Below are 15115 nucleotides of genomic sequence, written 5' to 3'. Positions count from 1 at the left end.
AAGTACATGCGTCTGTTCTTAACGGAACGACCGCAAGCTCTGCTCGACCGCAAGATTATGCATCGACCTACACTAGGTGTGGGGCCGTATAATTTTGATGTCGCCGTCTGCGCGTCCCCAAACGGATGAGCAATATTGAAAGCGATTCGTTCAAGGCCAAACTGGCCATTCCGCACTGGCCTCACGTGGGCGCCTTGGCTCTTTAAAGCGGGCACACTTGATCGCTTAGCCGCCGTTTCACTTCACAGGTTGTTTCTGATGCCCCACAATCTTCGTTGTTTGCCATTTGCCGTCTATTGTTTGGCTGCTGGTATTATTCACGCACAACAACGAAGCCCCGAAGGCGTGATTCGCGCCGATGCGCATCGTTTTCTTGTCAAGGACTTCATCGCCCGCCGCGAAACCGCAGGCCGCTGATCCGTTTGGCTTTGAGAAACTAGAGCCCACATTTTCTATCCGTGCGGTGCCAGGTTGTTAAACCTTGGGCCAACGTGCACTGACTTCTTGAATCCAATGTCTGGCGATCAGTTCGTGTCCTTGTGGAAGCGGGTGAATTCCGTCCCAGATCCAATGCTCGGGGGAAACATCCTCGGCTGCGGCATCAAATATCCTCTGCGTTTTGATGTGCACAGCGTCATAGTCCCTTGCCAGACGAGCTACGACCGAACCGAGTTTGTCAGTGGCAGCACGACGAGTTGCCCAAGCTATTTCGTCCTTCAACTTTCCCGACTGAAGTACAAATGGGTCAAGAAGGACGATCCTCAGTTCAGGATTCGCTTTTCGACTGGCATCGAGTATGTGGCGGTAATCGAATTCAAACGCGTCCGCCTGTACACCGTGACCGACATCATTCGTACCGATCAGAATGCTCAGCAGGTCAGGCTTCATAGCAATTGCATCTTTTTGCCAACGCTTGCGAAGATCTGCAACCGTATGTCCGCTCATTCCACGATTGTAGAGGTCAAGCTGTGCGTCAGCTAATTCAACGCCAAGGCGGGCAGCCAACAGATAGACGTAGCTGTGTCCCAAATAATGATTTCGGTCCGTCTGGTTTCGCCCCCACTTCATGTCAGTAATCGAGTCACCTTGAAAAAGCAGACGACTGCCTTTCTTGAACTCAGGAAGTCGATAGTGGTAGCCGTCGATTTTGTATTGACCGGCAAAATGTTGTTCGGCTTTGGTGATGCCACAAAGGGCAGCGGTGCCAACAACCGCGATGCTGTTTGATAAAAATGTGCGTCTATCTGGCATGATCGTTTTGCTACTTCACTTTGATGATTTCAACGTAATAGGCACCACATTGCACCTGATGTTCACGATTCAAAAAGTCGATTTGAAGACGTTGCTTTCCAGTTTCCAATTTACGTTCAAAGCTGATTGACTTATCACTTTGTTTTACGGGCTTAAAGGTTGAGGATTCGCCGATCGAACATCGTGCGTTTGAAATGTCGATCGCCTTACCGGCTGGATAGATGCCGCCTGTCGACAAATCATCCCAACGATGGTGCTCGTCCAAAGAAGGGGGTAGAATGTTTCCGGCCTGCTTCGCGTATTCACTGACAAAGGGCGGCAGCGAGGCGGTGATCGCCGAATCCGCTTCGCGTGGCCACCTTCTTGCCGTAAAGCGATAGACGCCCTTTTCATGAACATGAAGATTCCAAAATCCGTGCATGTCCATCCCCTGGCGAATGTCGTATTGCTGTGATGGGTTTCCCTTTCCCTCCAGTTCGAGCCAGTCGAAGCACGTCAAATCGATACGTTCAAAGCCGGAGTAGCCGATGTCAATCGACGTATACTTGTCAAGTGAAGGCTGAACCGACTCCTTCCAATCCTGGTAGAACGCCAACATTGCATCGCGGATCTCGGCATGCTCATCGGCGATGTCATGTATTTGCTGCGGATCGTCTTGGAGGTGATATAGCTTTCCATCGCTCATCAGTCTCCATTTTCCCCAAAGAACCGCGTAAGGATTTAGTCCCCGCCGCTTTGTTGAAAACTGGACAACTGACATGCGTTGCGATAAGTCTTGACTTCTCTGCAAAATCGTTGGCGCAACATTCAAACCGTCGATCTCGTCGGACCACGGATCGTCGAGATCACACAAATCGATCAATGTGGGAAGAATATCTTGAACGATCACGAGTTCATGAATATCTCTTCCCGCATTCGGAATCCCGTCGGGCCATCGCAAGAAGCAGGGAACTCGATGACCACCATCCAAAGGGCTCCCCTTTCGGCCCTGCATTCCAGCATTAAATTGTTGAACACCAAACGTGCCACCATTGTCGGACATGTAGGTAACAATGGTGCTTTTTTTTAGGCCGTTTGCTTCGAGGAATCTATCGAGCCTCCCAAAGTTCATGTCGAAATTCGCGATCATGCCATAAAACTGTTCCGTCAGTTCTGGTTGATCCTTATAGGGTTGGTTGTACACCTCAGGGGCAAACAGCGGAGTGTGCATCGCACTGGTCGCTAGGTAAACAAAAAAGGGCTGTTCGCTTTGATGAGCCTGACGGATGAATCGAATCGTTTCATCAAACCACAAATCATTGCAATAGCCAGTGCAATTTTCAATTTTGCCATCGCGATAGTAATAGTCATCAAATCCATCGTTGTTCCAGTAGTTAGATGACTGCCAAATGGATGCGGACGGAAACGTCAGTGCCGTGTCGAATCCGCGGTCGATCGATCGAGAGGGGTAATGGTCGCCCAAATGCCATTTGCCAAAGTGCCCCGTCACATATCCGTTGGCCTTGAAGTACTCCGGCATAAGATGAACTTTTCTTTGCCTACCGTCATCATTCGGAATCGTTTCAAAAATGCTCGTTTTACCATAGCCAAAGTTGTAAGCACCGTTTCGAACCGCGTCGATTCCTGTCAACAATTGCGATCGTGTCGGTGTGCAAATCGATGAAGCATGAAAGTCGGTAAAGCGAATCGATTCCTGGAATAGTCGATCCAGATTCGGCGTCTTCACGTACGGGTTGCCGTGGCACGACAGATCACCATACCCTTGGTCATCAGTCAGAACGACAACTACGTTGGGTTTATTTGCTCTCGCTGAAACAACAGCAGTCAACAGGAATGCCAAGCACAGTATTTGGGACTTCATTGAATCCACCTCTCGCAGCGAGTTCACGGAAAAAAGATATTGAGCGGTTGAATAACACCCGAATGATCAAGAAACTAAGCAGAGCATTAGACACCGCGAAAACAAACCATTCAAGCAATCCGCCGGTGTTGAATGTCATCACAGGTATCAGGGCAATTCGGCATATGGCGAGAAAACGGGGTTGCATATTTGGTCGAAAAGCATCGGTAGCGACTCGAACAGCAACAAACTTGTCGCGAGACTCAGTAACATGAACGCGGTAATTCTCCAAGAACAAAAAGACACATCAAGGCTACCGCAATGAAGATAGACTTAATGATCCACCAACAAATTCGTCGCATGCCATTGCTTGTGGCGTGTGCGCTCGTCGCGTTTTTGTTTGCGGGTCCGACACAGGTTTGTGGGCAACGGACGCGTGATCAGCGCCCGCCGGTTTCCTGGGTCAACCCTGACTTGCCAAATGGACCAGGACTGACACACAAAGTGTTAAGCAGCAAAGCAATGGGGCACGACGTTGGCTATGTTGTGTTCACTCCTGCGGATTACGATGCAAGCGGCAATACTCGGTACCCGGTCATCTATTTTCTGCACGGCATGGGAGGCACAGAAGCCAGCGACTCGGCAGGCTTCGCAAGCCATATCGCGCGAGGTGTCCGTGATGACAGTATCCCTCCAGTCATCTGTGTTTTTCCTAACGGAGGACGAAGCGGCTATCGCGGCAGCGTCGAGACAATGATATTGACGGAGCTGATACCGCTGATCGACGAGAGCTATCCGACGAAGGCAGAAGCTAAGTCGCGGGTGGTGGCGGGATTTTCCATGGGTGGCGCCGGAGCCGTGCAATTGTCCGTCATGCACCCCGAACTCTTTTGTGCCGCGGGAAGCTGGGGAGGAGGAATGTGGCGCGATGCCGATGCAACTCTCGCCGCCGCAGTGAGCGGCGCCGAAACACTTCGAGGCAATGGGTACGCGGCACTGCTCGTCAATGGTGATCAAGATCGTCCGCAGGCATTCAAGCCACTCGCCGAAAAGTTCAAAGAATTGGAAATCCCACACGAAGTCGTCGTCCTGCCAGACACGCCTCACAACTTGGGGATGTATTATCAGCGTGCTGGTGCGAAGATGATTCAGTTTCTTGGAAAACGACTGCAACACTAACGCGATATTCGCATGAATCCGCTCGTGATAATTGGCAAACTTCGTGACGGCTTCTACTTTTCAGTGCGGCGTTCGTCCGTCGCCGAAGCAAACGCCCAACCGTGACCGCTAGGAATCATTCTAAGCGCCATCGACCACCATGAGTGCTGGCTGATATTGCCGTGCAAGCGGACATCCGAATCTTGGCCAAGTCTTATTTCTTAGTGAGGGCATGCGGATCGTCTTGTGCGATGTCCAACCCGACTTGCGACTGCCTTGCATGTTTCGAAAGTCGCGGCGAAGCCGAAAATCGAGGGGCTTCCCTGAGGAGGATAACCGTTCGGCGGTTGCTTTAGCGTTTCAACCACCGTCCCGTTTTCATCCGCGGTTTCTTCCGTGCAAGCTTGTCAAATCCACACCGTTTCATCGTGATGCGACCTGTTTGAATGCATATTGATTACGTCTATCAACGTTTCGCTTTGGACTTTTTCGTCTGTGGGACAGGTGGCGTTGTTGGTCGCGGATCGATTGGATCAAAGAACCGCATGTTGTTTCCAACTTGGTTGTAATCGCCGAGGTCGAGCCGCATCTGCTCGGCAAGCGACAGTAATCGTTGAACGACTTCGGGATGTTGGTCCGAGACGTTCGTCGTTTCGCCAAGATCGTTGTCTAAGTCCACCAGAAATGGCTCGGCGAAACCTACACGATCATCCGGCGCGATGTGACTGTTACGGCTGAATGGGGCAACGCCGATCGGTTGCTCGTCACGCGGCAGGTGTAGTTTCCATTTCCCTTGACGCACAGCCTGTAGTTGTACGCGGAGATAGTAGAAAAACGTTTTGTTTGGATCGGCCTTTTCGAACTCTCCGTGGAACAAATGCCCGATGTCGGTACCGTCGACCACTCGATCCTTGGGCATTTCGGCAGCTGAGAGCGCGGCGAACGTGGGCAGTAGATCGAGCGTGCTGGCCAGCTTGCCGCAGGTCAGTCCGCCCGGTACGCGGCCTGGTCCCCACAGCACCGCAGGCACGCGCACGCCACCTTCGAAACTGGAGACCTTTCCGCTACGAAGTGTCGCCGCCGACCCGCCATGGTCGCTGGGCAAGTGCCCGTTGGCATGGTTTTTGTTTTTGATCAGCCACGGTCCGTTGTCGCTGATGAAAAGCACATATGTGCTCATCTCCAAGCCCATCGATCCGACCGCGTCCAGTATGCGACCAACATTGAAATCAAGCTCTTCAACCACATCGCCGTACAAACCACGTTTGCTTTTGCCCCGAAATGGCTCCGAGGCGGCCAGTCGCGTGTGAGGCATGGTGTGCGGCAGATAGACGAAGAACGGCTCATCGCGGTGCCGCTCCATGAACGCGATCGCTTCGTCCGTGTATCGCTGTGTCAGCGTTGACATTTTGGCATTGGTCTGAATCCGTTCGTCGTTGCGATACAGGTCCACCGTGCGATCGTTGCTGCTGGGCGTCCCAAAGAAAAAGTCGAATCCTTGGCGAGTCGGCAGCAGATCGGCGTGAAATTGCGTCTGCGAGTGACCGGCCAAGTCCCATTTTCCGAAACAGCCGCAGGCATATCCAGCTTGGCCGAGTACCTCGGCGATCGTCATTTCGCCGTCGTGGAGCACGGGATGGACGTTCTTGATATTGCCGCGTTCGGCGACCCGCAGCGGGTAACAGCCAGTCATGATTGCGGCTCGCGAGGGACCGCAAATCGGTTGAGCATAAAAATCGGTAAAACGCACGCCTTCGCGAGCCATTGCGTCGATCCGCGGCGTAGCGATTGCCTTCGCGCCGAAGCACCCAAGGTCCTGATAGCCGAGATCGTCAGCGAAGATTACGACAAAATTAGGAGGTCGGACGTCGGGCGACTGGTGCTGGCCGTGAGTTGCAGGTTTTGCCTGAGACGTTTTCTCGTCGGGAGTCGCACCGTGGGTGGGAACAGCCCAAAAACTGAACCCGATCAAGCCGCTCGTCGCCAGGATGTAGCAGAGGGCCGCACTTCGAATCATGGATTACTCCAATCGTGGTTCGCTGGTTCGTATGACGGATGTGATGCGTAGTCAGCGCATCGGTGGAACAATGCCTTTCTACCTGAGCCATGATTGCAACGGAACATCTCACGTATGCCTGAAGTGACAAACTAGTGAATCATAATACTGGATATCGACGGTCAATGTTGGCTTGTCACTGTCTCGCCTGCCCACGAGCATCTAATCCAGATCGATGCGACTGATGGTGGCTCACCTAATGGCGAGCGGACTTCCGCTTCGTTATCAATGCGATCCGGCGTAGATTGGTCGACCGCTGTCAAATCGGTGTATACTAGCCGGCCACCGAACTTCGTAATCTTAAAAGCAGAATTTGGGGGGGAGTGTTGAATCATGGCGATTGCGAGCGTGCTACGAATGACGGGCCGAAAAAGAAGTTGCATCTGCTTCCTGTTGATCATCGGATTGCTAGCCACAATTCAAGCGACTCTCGTGTCGACAGCGAAGGCGGAAGAACCGTGGAAGCGACACGCGATTGACAATACTCTCCAAGGCGCCGACGGTGTAAAACTTGGTGATTTCGATGGGGATGGACTGCAAGACGTCGTGACAGGATGGGAAGAATCCGGCGTCGTTCGACTTTACCTCAACCCGGGCGTCACGACCGCAACCAAACCATGGCCGTCCGTGACGGTTGGGATAGGAAAATCCCCTGAAGATGCACTGCCCTTCGACGTTGACGGTGATGGCCAATTGGACGTAATCAGTTGCCATGAAGGTAGGCTGAAACAGGTACTGGTTCATCGCTTCGACGGAAGCAGCGTTTCGAAACAGGAATTGCTTAAACAATCGAACTGGAAAACGTCCCCGCTATCCATTCTTGATGGCCAGCAGTGGATGTTCGCTTCAACCGTTCTGCTGCGCGGTGGCAAGTCTGCACTTGTTTTTGGTTCGAAGAATTCAAACGCGACACTGACCATCTTGTTTCCACCAACTCAACATTCGGACCAAATCGAAGACTGGCAGCCCCGTACACTGCGAGCTTGCGGCTGGATCATGTCCATTCAAACGATGGACATGGACGATGACAGCGACAATGACATCGTATTCAGCGATCGCACCTCAAAACATCGATGTGTAGCATGGTTGGAACAACCCGACGAGAATCCTGAAACCGCTAGTTGGACTGAACACACGATCGGGGCAACTGGTACGGACCCACTTTTCATTGACGCGGCTCCCGATCGAGTCCTTGTCACAACTCGTCAGAAGAAGTTCTTTGATTTTAAGAAGAGTGGGTACGACAAATGGGATGCGACATCACATGCCAATCCAGCCGACGTTCCTTTTGGCAAAGCAATTCGATTGTTGACGCCGGATACAATTATTTTCACGGCAAACACGCACGCCGATTCTGCCAACACAAAACAGCCTGGCATGTGGCTCAAACAATCCGGAAAAGATTGGCAAGTGGTCGACCCCACGAATGAGTGCAAGTTCGACCGCATGGAGTTGATCGATCTCGATGGTGACGGCGATTTGGACGTGATGACTTGCGAAGAGCGTCAATCACTTGGTGTTGTATGGTACGAAAACCCTGGCATCAAATGAGTGGGCGTTTGGGAACGCCGCAAAGTGATCAGCCTTCATGAGCGGCCTGGATGTACCGCCTCGCATTCTCAAGAGTTCCCTGGTTTTGATTGGTCTTTAGGACCTTTTCCAGCGCCGGGATGAACTCGACTTGGTTTGGATTTCGGAGATCTTTGTGCCGCCCCAATTCTGTGATCGACGCGCCGGCGGTTTGCGCAAGCGATGGCTGGTCCAAGTAGGGCAACAGAAAACGCAACGCCTCGACGGTCCGTACTGCCGAGACACGCTGCAAGACCAAGTTGCGTTCTTCGTCACGGACCGACCGTCCCATCGCCTGCTCAAGCAAATTCAGTTTTTGGGTATTTGGCAAATCACTCGGAAGTGCAATGACGCGAATGAAGGCACGCAAAGCGGAAAGTCGATGTGCCGACGACTCCGCGTTCTCAGAAAGAGCCAACAATTGCTCCGCTACCGACGCATCCGGCCAATTACAGATCGCTCGCACTGCGGAGTCGTATCGTGCTGATTCTCTTGATCTAAGCGCAGCCTCAATTTCCTGTTTCGCTTTGCTTCCCCCCACGCGACCCAACATTGGCAACAGCGCAACTTGGTCTTTGGGACTTGAACTTTGGAGAACTTGGATAATCAAATCCGCTCGTCTATCCGATTCATTTATCTGCTGACAAACAAGCATCACGGCTTTCTCCGCACTATCTCGTTCGGAGCCTTTCTCAGCATGCAATACGGCAGAGGTCATGGCGGCAATGTCATTCGGTCCTGCCAAATTTGCCAACGCAGCCATCGCGCGACGGCGAACCCGCGGATGACTTCCGGATGCCTCTTGCAGCAATAGCGATACGGCTCCCAACGGGCGTCTTGCCTCGACGACTTCGATCCAAGTAGCGCGGCGTTCCGCGACATCTTCTGCACGAAGGATAGACGCGATCTGCTGATCGAGCTTGGGATCACTGATAAGTTCAAGGCTATGACGTGCCGCTTTGCCAACCTCATCGTCCTGTATCGCGGATTGGATTAGCAATGGCAACGCGGATGCATCGCCGACAATTCCCAATGCTCGGATTGCAGCGACTTGCACCGCCAAGTCCTTGTCGCTGGCGGCTTGTAAGGCGATAGACGCCAACGATTTGTCCTGTCGAGTACGAATCGCCGCCATCATCGCCACTTGTCCCTCGGCCGGAAGACGCGACCAATTCGTCTGCATTTTGTTTGCGAAATCACGAAATGCCTGAATCGACAGACTCGGCAACTGGCTGGCAGCCGCTTGTCGAACCAACAAATCGTCATCGACCATTGCCTGTTCGATCGCCATCGCGAGTCCTGAATTGGCGGACTGCAGTCGACCACGCAAGGCCCCTATCCGAACGGCTTGGGGTTGGTTCGGCTGCGACAGTTTCGTGTAGATCGCCAAAGCTTTCGCTCGATTGCCCGCGGCGAACAATCGATCGGCGCAGATTACCAACGCTTGGCTGATATCCGTCGTGTTATCAACCTTCGACTTGGCATGCCCAGCGGCCAATAACTCAGCGGCTTCCGTGGTCCCGATTTTTCCGAGTGCTATGGCAGTTGCAACTCGCACATGCGGGCCATCGTCCTTCATCGATTCAGCGAAAAGCGTCACGGCTTCGGCGTCGCGACGTTCCCCCAAGCTGGCGATGATGCCAGATTTCGTCAAACCGCTGGTCTTGCTTACTGCCTCTCGTAACGCGGCGCTAGCCTGAGGATAGGGCATCACTTCCAACGCCATTCGTGCCGTATGCGAAACGCTTGGTTCCGTTAAAAGCTCCGCCAAGGCGGGAATCGCCTTTTCCGTACCCACAGCCTGCAACTCGCGACACGCATTACATTTGTCTGCGACCGAGGCATCCGAAGCCAGCACGCTGAGCAAAATATCTTCGTTCGACTGGCTTAATACGGGGCCACTCGTAATGCAACTAACACTGAGTACGGCAATCACCCATAGGTTTCGTTTCATGAAGGTCATTAAATTTGCATCTCGCATGGGACACTTTTCCAGTAATCGGCTCCGCATCACAACTCGTGTTACATTCCACTACTACACAACCTTTAATCATTCCAAGGTTCGCGGGATGCCATCGTCAGCAGCCGGTTAGCGTCGGCCGCGTCTGGGAATTCCTCCTTGACGGGGTCCCACCTCAACGTCCGGCCCATTTTCATGGCGATCCCGCCCAACAGCAGCAGGCTGGCCGCCCGGTGAGTGCTTTCTGCGTTGCAAATGGTTGGTTGCCGAGTGCGCACGCACTCAAGGAAATTGCCCGAGTGACTGTTGGAGTAGTATACGCCTGAGTCGTTTGGTATCGGCGTCTCACGCAGTAGTTCCGGCGGATCGGAAACCAAGACGTTGCGATGCACCGTGACCGAACCTTCGGTACCGACAAAGGTTGCACCACCTTCGTCCCAACCCTTGCCGGGCAGCGGGCCACCGATAATCTCGACGCCATTGGCGTAGCGGAAGACGGGCTTGCCATCCTCCAACCGGATCTCTAGCGGCCCTGTTTCATCCGCATCCGCGCCCCATTGGACGATGTCGTAATGATGTTGCCCCCAATTGATGTCGCCCCAGCCGAAGCGATGGGCACCAGTATGACCGTCGTAGTTGAACCATGGCAAACAGTTGACGTAAGCTTCCCAGTTCACGTCCACGGGAATCGCTCCGCCGCGATCAGTTGATGCAGGCGGGGTCAGTCCGCCACCAACTTGGTAAGAGTAGATTCGCTGCAGCTGACCGATGTGACCGCCGCGAACCAATTCCACGGCGCGGCGGAAGCGGCCATCGTACTCCGATCGTTGCTGCGTTCCGGCCTGAAACACGCGTCCGAAAGCAGCAGCCGTATCGGCCACCGCACGCCCGGTGCGAATCGTGACGCTAGTGGGCTTTTCACAATAGACGTCTTTGCCGGCTCGCAACGCGATCAGTGTGTTTGTCGTGGCGGCATGATAGGCCGCAGCAATCAGCACCGCGTCGATGCTTGGGTCAGCCACCAATTCTCGAATGTCATCGTAGGGTCGGCAACCACGATAATTCCCACGTCCGGATCGATCAGCATAGTGCCGTTGTACGCGTGTGGCTGCGTCATCAGCCCGTTTCCTTTGAACGTCGCAAACGCCCAACACCTGGACATCATCGCGTCCCAAGTAGCCACCGGGCAGATAGGTCCAGGCGCCACCGAACAAGTGGCCGCCGCCTTGTCCACCCAAACCGACGAACCCCATGCAGATGCGCTCGCTGGGCGCTGTGGCACCATCTCTTCCCAGTGCCGATGCCGGTACAACATACGGCGCCGCGATCAGCGAACTGGCCGTGCCCTTCAAGAATCGTCTTCGTGTTAGCCCATTCGACACGTCTGGCTCCTCTCGTTGAATTATGTTTTTGGAGTCCTCGTTCTCGCCTACGTCTCGGTTGCCGACCCAGCAAAGACGTTCTAACAAATCACGCCCGTGCGAAGCCCGCCCACTGACGCCGACCATCTTCTCGTTCACACACATAGTTAATGGAACACGCTGTCAATGGAACACGCTGGCCGGTACTTCTTTGTCGACGATCGCGCCGTTCTCTAAGTCCGAGTTGTTCTCTGAGTTCCAGTTCATGTGCGTTGTTCAAGGTTGGGCGACGATTTGGATACCTGACACGCCGGTCCAACCCTGCTTCAAGTTTCCGGTCCATTCGATTTTAAATTGCTTGGCCGTGATGCCGCGAAAAACGACGCAATTCGAAGGTTTCACTTCGTCCAAACTCGTGGCGTCGGATTCGACGAATATCCCGTCAAGCCAACGTTTCCAATAGTAATAGGTCTTGTTTGCGACAACACCGCCGTCGGGTGAAGAAATCGTTACGCTGCCCGAGCCTTGGTTGTCATCAGCCGCCAGATAAACATGCACGTCATACTTCTTGTAAGGCACGTCCGCGACAGAAAGCTCACCACCGAGTTGGATATAGCCGCTTTGCAGTTTCAGGTTAGCATGTTCGAAGCCCCAGTCTCTGCCTAGCTTCGATCGCCACGCATGTTCCTCGCTGGGCACGGACCATTTGACCGTCAAACCATCAACCGTGTTTCCTTTGTCATCCATGCCTTGTGTCATCTGCCCGCTTGGCCCTACCAGGTTATTCCAGTTGCCTTGTGCCACGCCCGCCGCGCCGGCAGCTTGGTTTGGCGAAAGTTGAGTCGACGCTTCATCCTTGACTGAAAAGTTCAAGCCGACAGCTGCCGTTTTGATCCGTGGAATCGGGCCAAGGTTGGGCGTGTAACCTTCGATGACAGGTTGTTCGGCATAAACGCGGACAAAGTCGACCCACATGTCGGTGCCGTTGCTGTAACGTTCCAAGTCGATCGGCCAACCACTAATCCCGCCAATCGCGTAGTTGACCATGAAGAAATGCGGATAGTGGATCGAGACGGTTCCGGACGGATGACGCAACACCTCGATGTCATCGAAGTAATAGACCGTCTCCTCCAATCCAATATAGACCCCATAAGTATGAAACGTTGACGACCAATAAGACTTACCGCCGAGTTCCATAATCGGCACCCGTGTCGAAAAGGCCTTCTTGTCCGTACCGTCCGCGTTCTTCTGTTCCCAAAAGTGAGACACAATCGAATAGCCGCCATGGTTTGGATTTCCCGTGCCTTTGCCGCCATATGCTTCGATGATATCAAGTTCGTCGGTCCCTTCATCGCCGAGGGCCAAAGTCCAGAATGCCGGCCATGTTCCGATTGCGGATTGTGCCGTGAAACGACACTCCATGTAGCACGGCGCTTTCGCCCAGACGCCTTCAAAGTCGCGATTGACCGACGCGATAATTCCGCTGCGTCCGTTGGGCGATTCATCATCTTTCCGTGCGGCAATTCTCAGCCACGTGTCTTTCTGGTCAAACGGCTTACCGTCGCCAAGCACGTTCGAAAATTGCCATCCGCTGAAGTCTCCACCGCCCGGTTTATGAGCGTTGTATTTCGCATCACGCCCATCATTGGAGATCGAGTTTGGACCGTCAAAATCGTCGGCATAAATCAGACGCATCCCTTTGGTCGCCGGAGGATCCGTTGCGGGGATGCCTTCATTCCATTTCACACCGCCTAAATTGAACAACTGCAGTTCAAAAATATCCTTTTTGTCGTTGCCGTTGTGAGCGTAGATGCGGACATTCACCGGACCATGCGGAAATTCATCAGCCGGGAAGACAAACGTTCCATTGCCATTGGCGTCCAACACGATTCCCCCAGGAATCAAATTGGAATCTTCGCCCCAACGATCAAGTGATTCCGCTTGGTGCCAGCAAAGAGCGTTTGCATGGGGCATACCGGATGCCTGAAACTTCACTGTCACGTCACCACGAACCTCGGAACGAAGCGCGGGCTGCATGACGCGGATCGCCTGAGTCCATTGCTCAGCATCTTCGGCAACCTGGCCGTAATTGAACTCGTGATACCCATCGATCTTCGCAGTGGACCCCGCTTCTTGGGCAAGGATGGTAGTTGCGAAGAATCCCGCTGTGAGAACGAAAAGAATGATGTACTTCATAACGACGACTCGGATAACTTGCTTCATTTACGCAGCCGCGATGCATCATTGTGGTTGCGAAAGGTAACGGCCCTAACGCAGGATTGACAAGCGTTCCAAGGCCGGCATAAAAAATTGCACGGTTACGCTTGTGATCGCTGTGCGTAACCACTAACGCGGTTACAACAACAAGGAGGGGGTAAGGTAGGCATTCGGTTCCTTGCACGGGGACAGTAAAGTACAAGAAACTTGGCAGGCAGGTACAGGAGTCCAGGATGATCCAAGCAAGTGGATTCCGAAATACTCCATCCGCCCAACGCTCGCCTAAGATTATACATTATTCCGCTCGCCCGTGGCTAGCTACTGACCAACCCCAATGGCATTTCCGTAACGGCTATGACATTCGATACAGCCATAGGAAAGAAGAGCACCGAGGCAAGACAAACGATCAATGTATTATTGCTGTTTGGAACGCAGCCTAATTGACCCATCGGCACAATCGGTTCTCTCGCGAGACGCCAACGCCTCTGAATTTCTGCCGGATCCGAGTCTACGATGCTGCGGGACAATCCACTCATAATGGGGTTCCATAGTACCAACATTTGGTGGGTGGTATCATACGTCCCTGGGCCAGTAATCATTATTGAGTGCTGCCACCTTTGTTTTGTCCAGTCTCGATGTCCTGCGCAAACACTGGAGAAGTGACGCGAAAGACCACGAATTTCCACGTGCCATCTTCCTTTTTCAATTTGGCGATTATCGTACCGTTTCCATTTTCGAATGTCGCATCGTACGAAACATTAATGGAAGATCCAGAAATATATTTTGTAGTTGTGAATCCTTGCAAGGACTTAGATTTCAGTTTGCCAAGCCGAAGTCTGATCAGGTCGCCAACAGCCGTGTATTGATCCTTCGTCGCTGATTCGCGTAGCGATTGGGTCGTTTCGGATTCATAGGTTTCAGCAAAAGTATTGTTGTCGATTGCTGAAAACATTGCGTCAATTTTTGGAGAAACCTGTGATTTCACATCCTTGAAACCGAAAAGGAGCAGTCCAGCACATGATCCGGCCAATAAAACACCGATACTGACACATGCGATAAAGATCGGGACGATCGCTTTAGCTTTTGTCATCGGAAGCTCGTCGGGATCAAGGAGAACAAAGGGGCCAGCCGACTTTCTTCTTTTGTACCGAGCTTTTTAGGAGGGGCAAAAGGAGCAACCATATCGGGCTTACTGCGCACAACCAGATGCAAGTGATTGCTCAGCACCGTATAGCTCAGGCAATCGATTCCGAAAACACTGGCCAAAATGTCCAGCGATCGCGAATCCCACCACGGCGATGCAATCATAGGATTGCCCTGAAAACCGGTCTTCACGCACAGAAAGTCTTCACCGCACAGAAAGACGCGTCGTACGCAACGTTGTACAGCCTGGAACACTTGAACTTCGCCGGAATCTGCGACTTCATAACGTGGTTTCTGTGGCATAGCGACCTCATGGGCTGAATGTTTCGACTAGGAATCTTAGCAAATCCCCGCTGCAGTGCAAACGTGTTTGGGTGGCCCCCGTTTGCTGCCCGTTTGGCCCGTTTGCTGGATTTTGCTTTTTTAATCTAACGAAGAGAGTCGCATCAAAAATGGCATGGACGAACTCGTTATCGAATGAATCGTCCCGACTGCGAGCTAACGGCGCGACGCGTTGCCGAGCGGGCATTGCGAACAGTGAGGATCAGCGTCTTTTGCAG

The 15115-nt window shown here is 52.9% G+C and carries 11 protein-coding genes; 3 read left to right on the top strand and 8 right to left on the bottom strand.

Annotated features, from left to right (window positions below; translation table 11 throughout):
* Positions 1–258: 258 nt before the first annotated feature.
* The gene (locus tag CA13_RS34445) at positions 259–417 is read left to right on the top strand and encodes a hypothetical protein (protein ID WP_419193770.1); all 159 of its coding nucleotides are present in this window, start codon (positions 259–261) and stop codon (positions 415–417) included.
* 57 nt (positions 418–474) lie between these two features.
* Here the strand turns inward: CA13_RS34445 and CA13_RS00670 are convergent, their stop codons facing one another.
* Together CA13_RS00670 and CA13_RS00665 are read right to left on the bottom strand one after the other, a co-directional pair.
* Positions 475–1251: an SGNH/GDSL hydrolase family protein gene (locus CA13_RS00670; RefSeq protein ID WP_146393856.1), complete on the bottom strand. Its 777-nt coding sequence runs from the start codon at positions 1249–1251 to the stop codon at positions 475–477.
* A 10-nt stretch (positions 1252–1261) separates the two neighbouring features.
* Positions 1262–3112 (bottom strand): arylsulfatase, encoded by a 1851-nt coding sequence (locus tag CA13_RS00665; RefSeq protein WP_146393854.1) that lies wholly within the window; start codon positions 3110–3112, stop codon positions 1262–1264.
* A gap of 300 nt (positions 3113–3412) precedes the next feature.
* On the opposite strand from CA13_RS00665, the gene CA13_RS00660 reads away from it, so the two are divergent.
* On the top strand, positions 3413–4270 hold the full coding sequence (locus CA13_RS00660) for an alpha/beta hydrolase (RefSeq protein ID WP_419193769.1): 858 nt from the start codon (positions 3413–3415) through the stop codon (positions 4268–4270).
* Positions 4271–4715: 445 nt separating this feature from the next.
* Here the strand turns inward: CA13_RS00660 and CA13_RS00655 are convergent, their stop codons facing one another.
* Positions 4716–6266 (bottom strand): sulfatase family protein, encoded by a 1551-nt coding sequence (locus CA13_RS00655; protein WP_146393852.1) that lies wholly within the window; start codon positions 6264–6266, stop codon positions 4716–4718.
* 372 nt (positions 6267–6638) lie between these two features.
* On the opposite strand from CA13_RS00655, the gene CA13_RS00650 reads away from it, so the two are divergent.
* Positions 6639–7856, top strand: coding sequence for an FG-GAP repeat domain-containing protein (locus tag CA13_RS00650; RefSeq protein ID WP_146393850.1), 1218 nt, complete (start codon positions 6639–6641; stop codon positions 7854–7856).
* Between the two features lie 28 nt (positions 7857–7884).
* On the opposite strand, the gene CA13_RS00645 is transcribed toward CA13_RS00650, so the two are convergent.
* The 5 genes from CA13_RS00645 to CA13_RS00625 all read right to left on the bottom strand — a co-directional run bounded on the left by CA13_RS00645 (position 7885) and on the right by CA13_RS00625 (position 14858).
* Entirely contained in the window at positions 7885–9855 is a 1971-nt protein-coding gene (locus tag CA13_RS00645; RefSeq protein ID WP_419193768.1) for a HEAT repeat domain-containing protein, read from the bottom strand.
* Positions 9856–9920: 65 nt separating this feature from the next.
* A complete protein-coding gene (locus CA13_RS00640) occupies positions 9921–11216 on the bottom strand; it encodes a Gfo/Idh/MocA family protein (RefSeq protein WP_419193767.1) in 1296 nt (431 codons plus the stop codon).
* A 255-nt stretch (positions 11217–11471) separates the two neighbouring features.
* Positions 11472–13418 (bottom strand): glycoside hydrolase family 16 protein, encoded by a 1947-nt coding sequence (locus tag CA13_RS00635; protein WP_419193766.1) that lies wholly within the window; start codon positions 13416–13418, stop codon positions 11472–11474.
* Between the two features lie 592 nt (positions 13419–14010).
* Complete coding sequence (locus CA13_RS00630; protein ID WP_146393844.1) at positions 14011–14502, bottom strand: DUF4019 domain-containing protein; 492 nt, start codon at positions 14500–14502, stop codon at positions 14011–14013.
* A complete protein-coding gene (locus CA13_RS00625) occupies positions 14499–14858 on the bottom strand; it encodes a hypothetical protein (RefSeq protein WP_146393842.1) in 360 nt (119 codons plus the stop codon). Before CA13_RS00625 ends, CA13_RS00630 begins: the two co-directional genes overlap by 4 nt.
* Positions 14859–15115 lie beyond the last annotated feature (257 nt).

The organism is Novipirellula herctigrandis, from assembly GCA_007859835.1.
GTDB lineage: Bacteria > Planctomycetota > Planctomycetia > Pirellulales > Pirellulaceae > Novipirellula_A > Novipirellula_A herctigrandis.
Note: the sequence above shows the minus strand (reverse complement) of the source record. Positions and strands in the feature narration are given on the sequence as shown.

What these genes read in the sequence shown, in the direction of transcription:
- CA13_RS34445 (WP_419193770.1), top strand. Translation starts at nt 259, where the DNA reads ATGCCCCACAATCTTCGTTGTTTGCCATTTGCCGTCTATTGTTTGGCT.
- CA13_RS00645 (WP_419193768.1), bottom strand. Translation starts at nt 9,855, where the DNA reads ATGCGAGATGCAAATTTAATGACCTTCATGAAACGAAACCTATGGGTG.
- CA13_RS00650 (WP_146393850.1), top strand. Translation starts at nt 6,639, where the DNA reads ATGGCGATTGCGAGCGTGCTACGAATGACGGGCCGAAAAAGAAGTTGC.
- CA13_RS00655 (WP_146393852.1), bottom strand. Translation starts at nt 6,266, where the DNA reads ATGATTCGAAGTGCGGCCCTCTGCTACATCCTGGCGACGAGCGGCTTG.
- CA13_RS00670 (WP_146393856.1), bottom strand. Translation starts at nt 1,251, where the DNA reads ATGCCAGATAGACGCACATTTTTATCAAACAGCATCGCGGTTGTTGGC.
- CA13_RS00630 (WP_146393844.1), bottom strand. Translation starts at nt 14,502, where the DNA reads ATGACAAAAGCTAAAGCGATCGTCCCGATCTTTATCGCATGTGTCAGT.
- CA13_RS00665 (WP_146393854.1), bottom strand. Translation starts at nt 3,112, where the DNA reads ATGAAGTCCCAAATACTGTGCTTGGCATTCCTGTTGACTGCTGTTGTT.
- CA13_RS00660 (WP_419193769.1), top strand. Translation starts at nt 3,413, where the DNA reads ATGAAGATAGACTTAATGATCCACCAACAAATTCGTCGCATGCCATTG.
- CA13_RS00635 (WP_419193766.1), bottom strand. Translation starts at nt 13,418, where the DNA reads ATGAAGCAAGTTATCCGAGTCGTCGTTATGAAGTACATCATTCTTTTC.
- CA13_RS00625 (WP_146393842.1), bottom strand. Translation starts at nt 14,858, where the DNA reads ATGCCACAGAAACCACGTTATGAAGTCGCAGATTCCGGCGAAGTTCAA.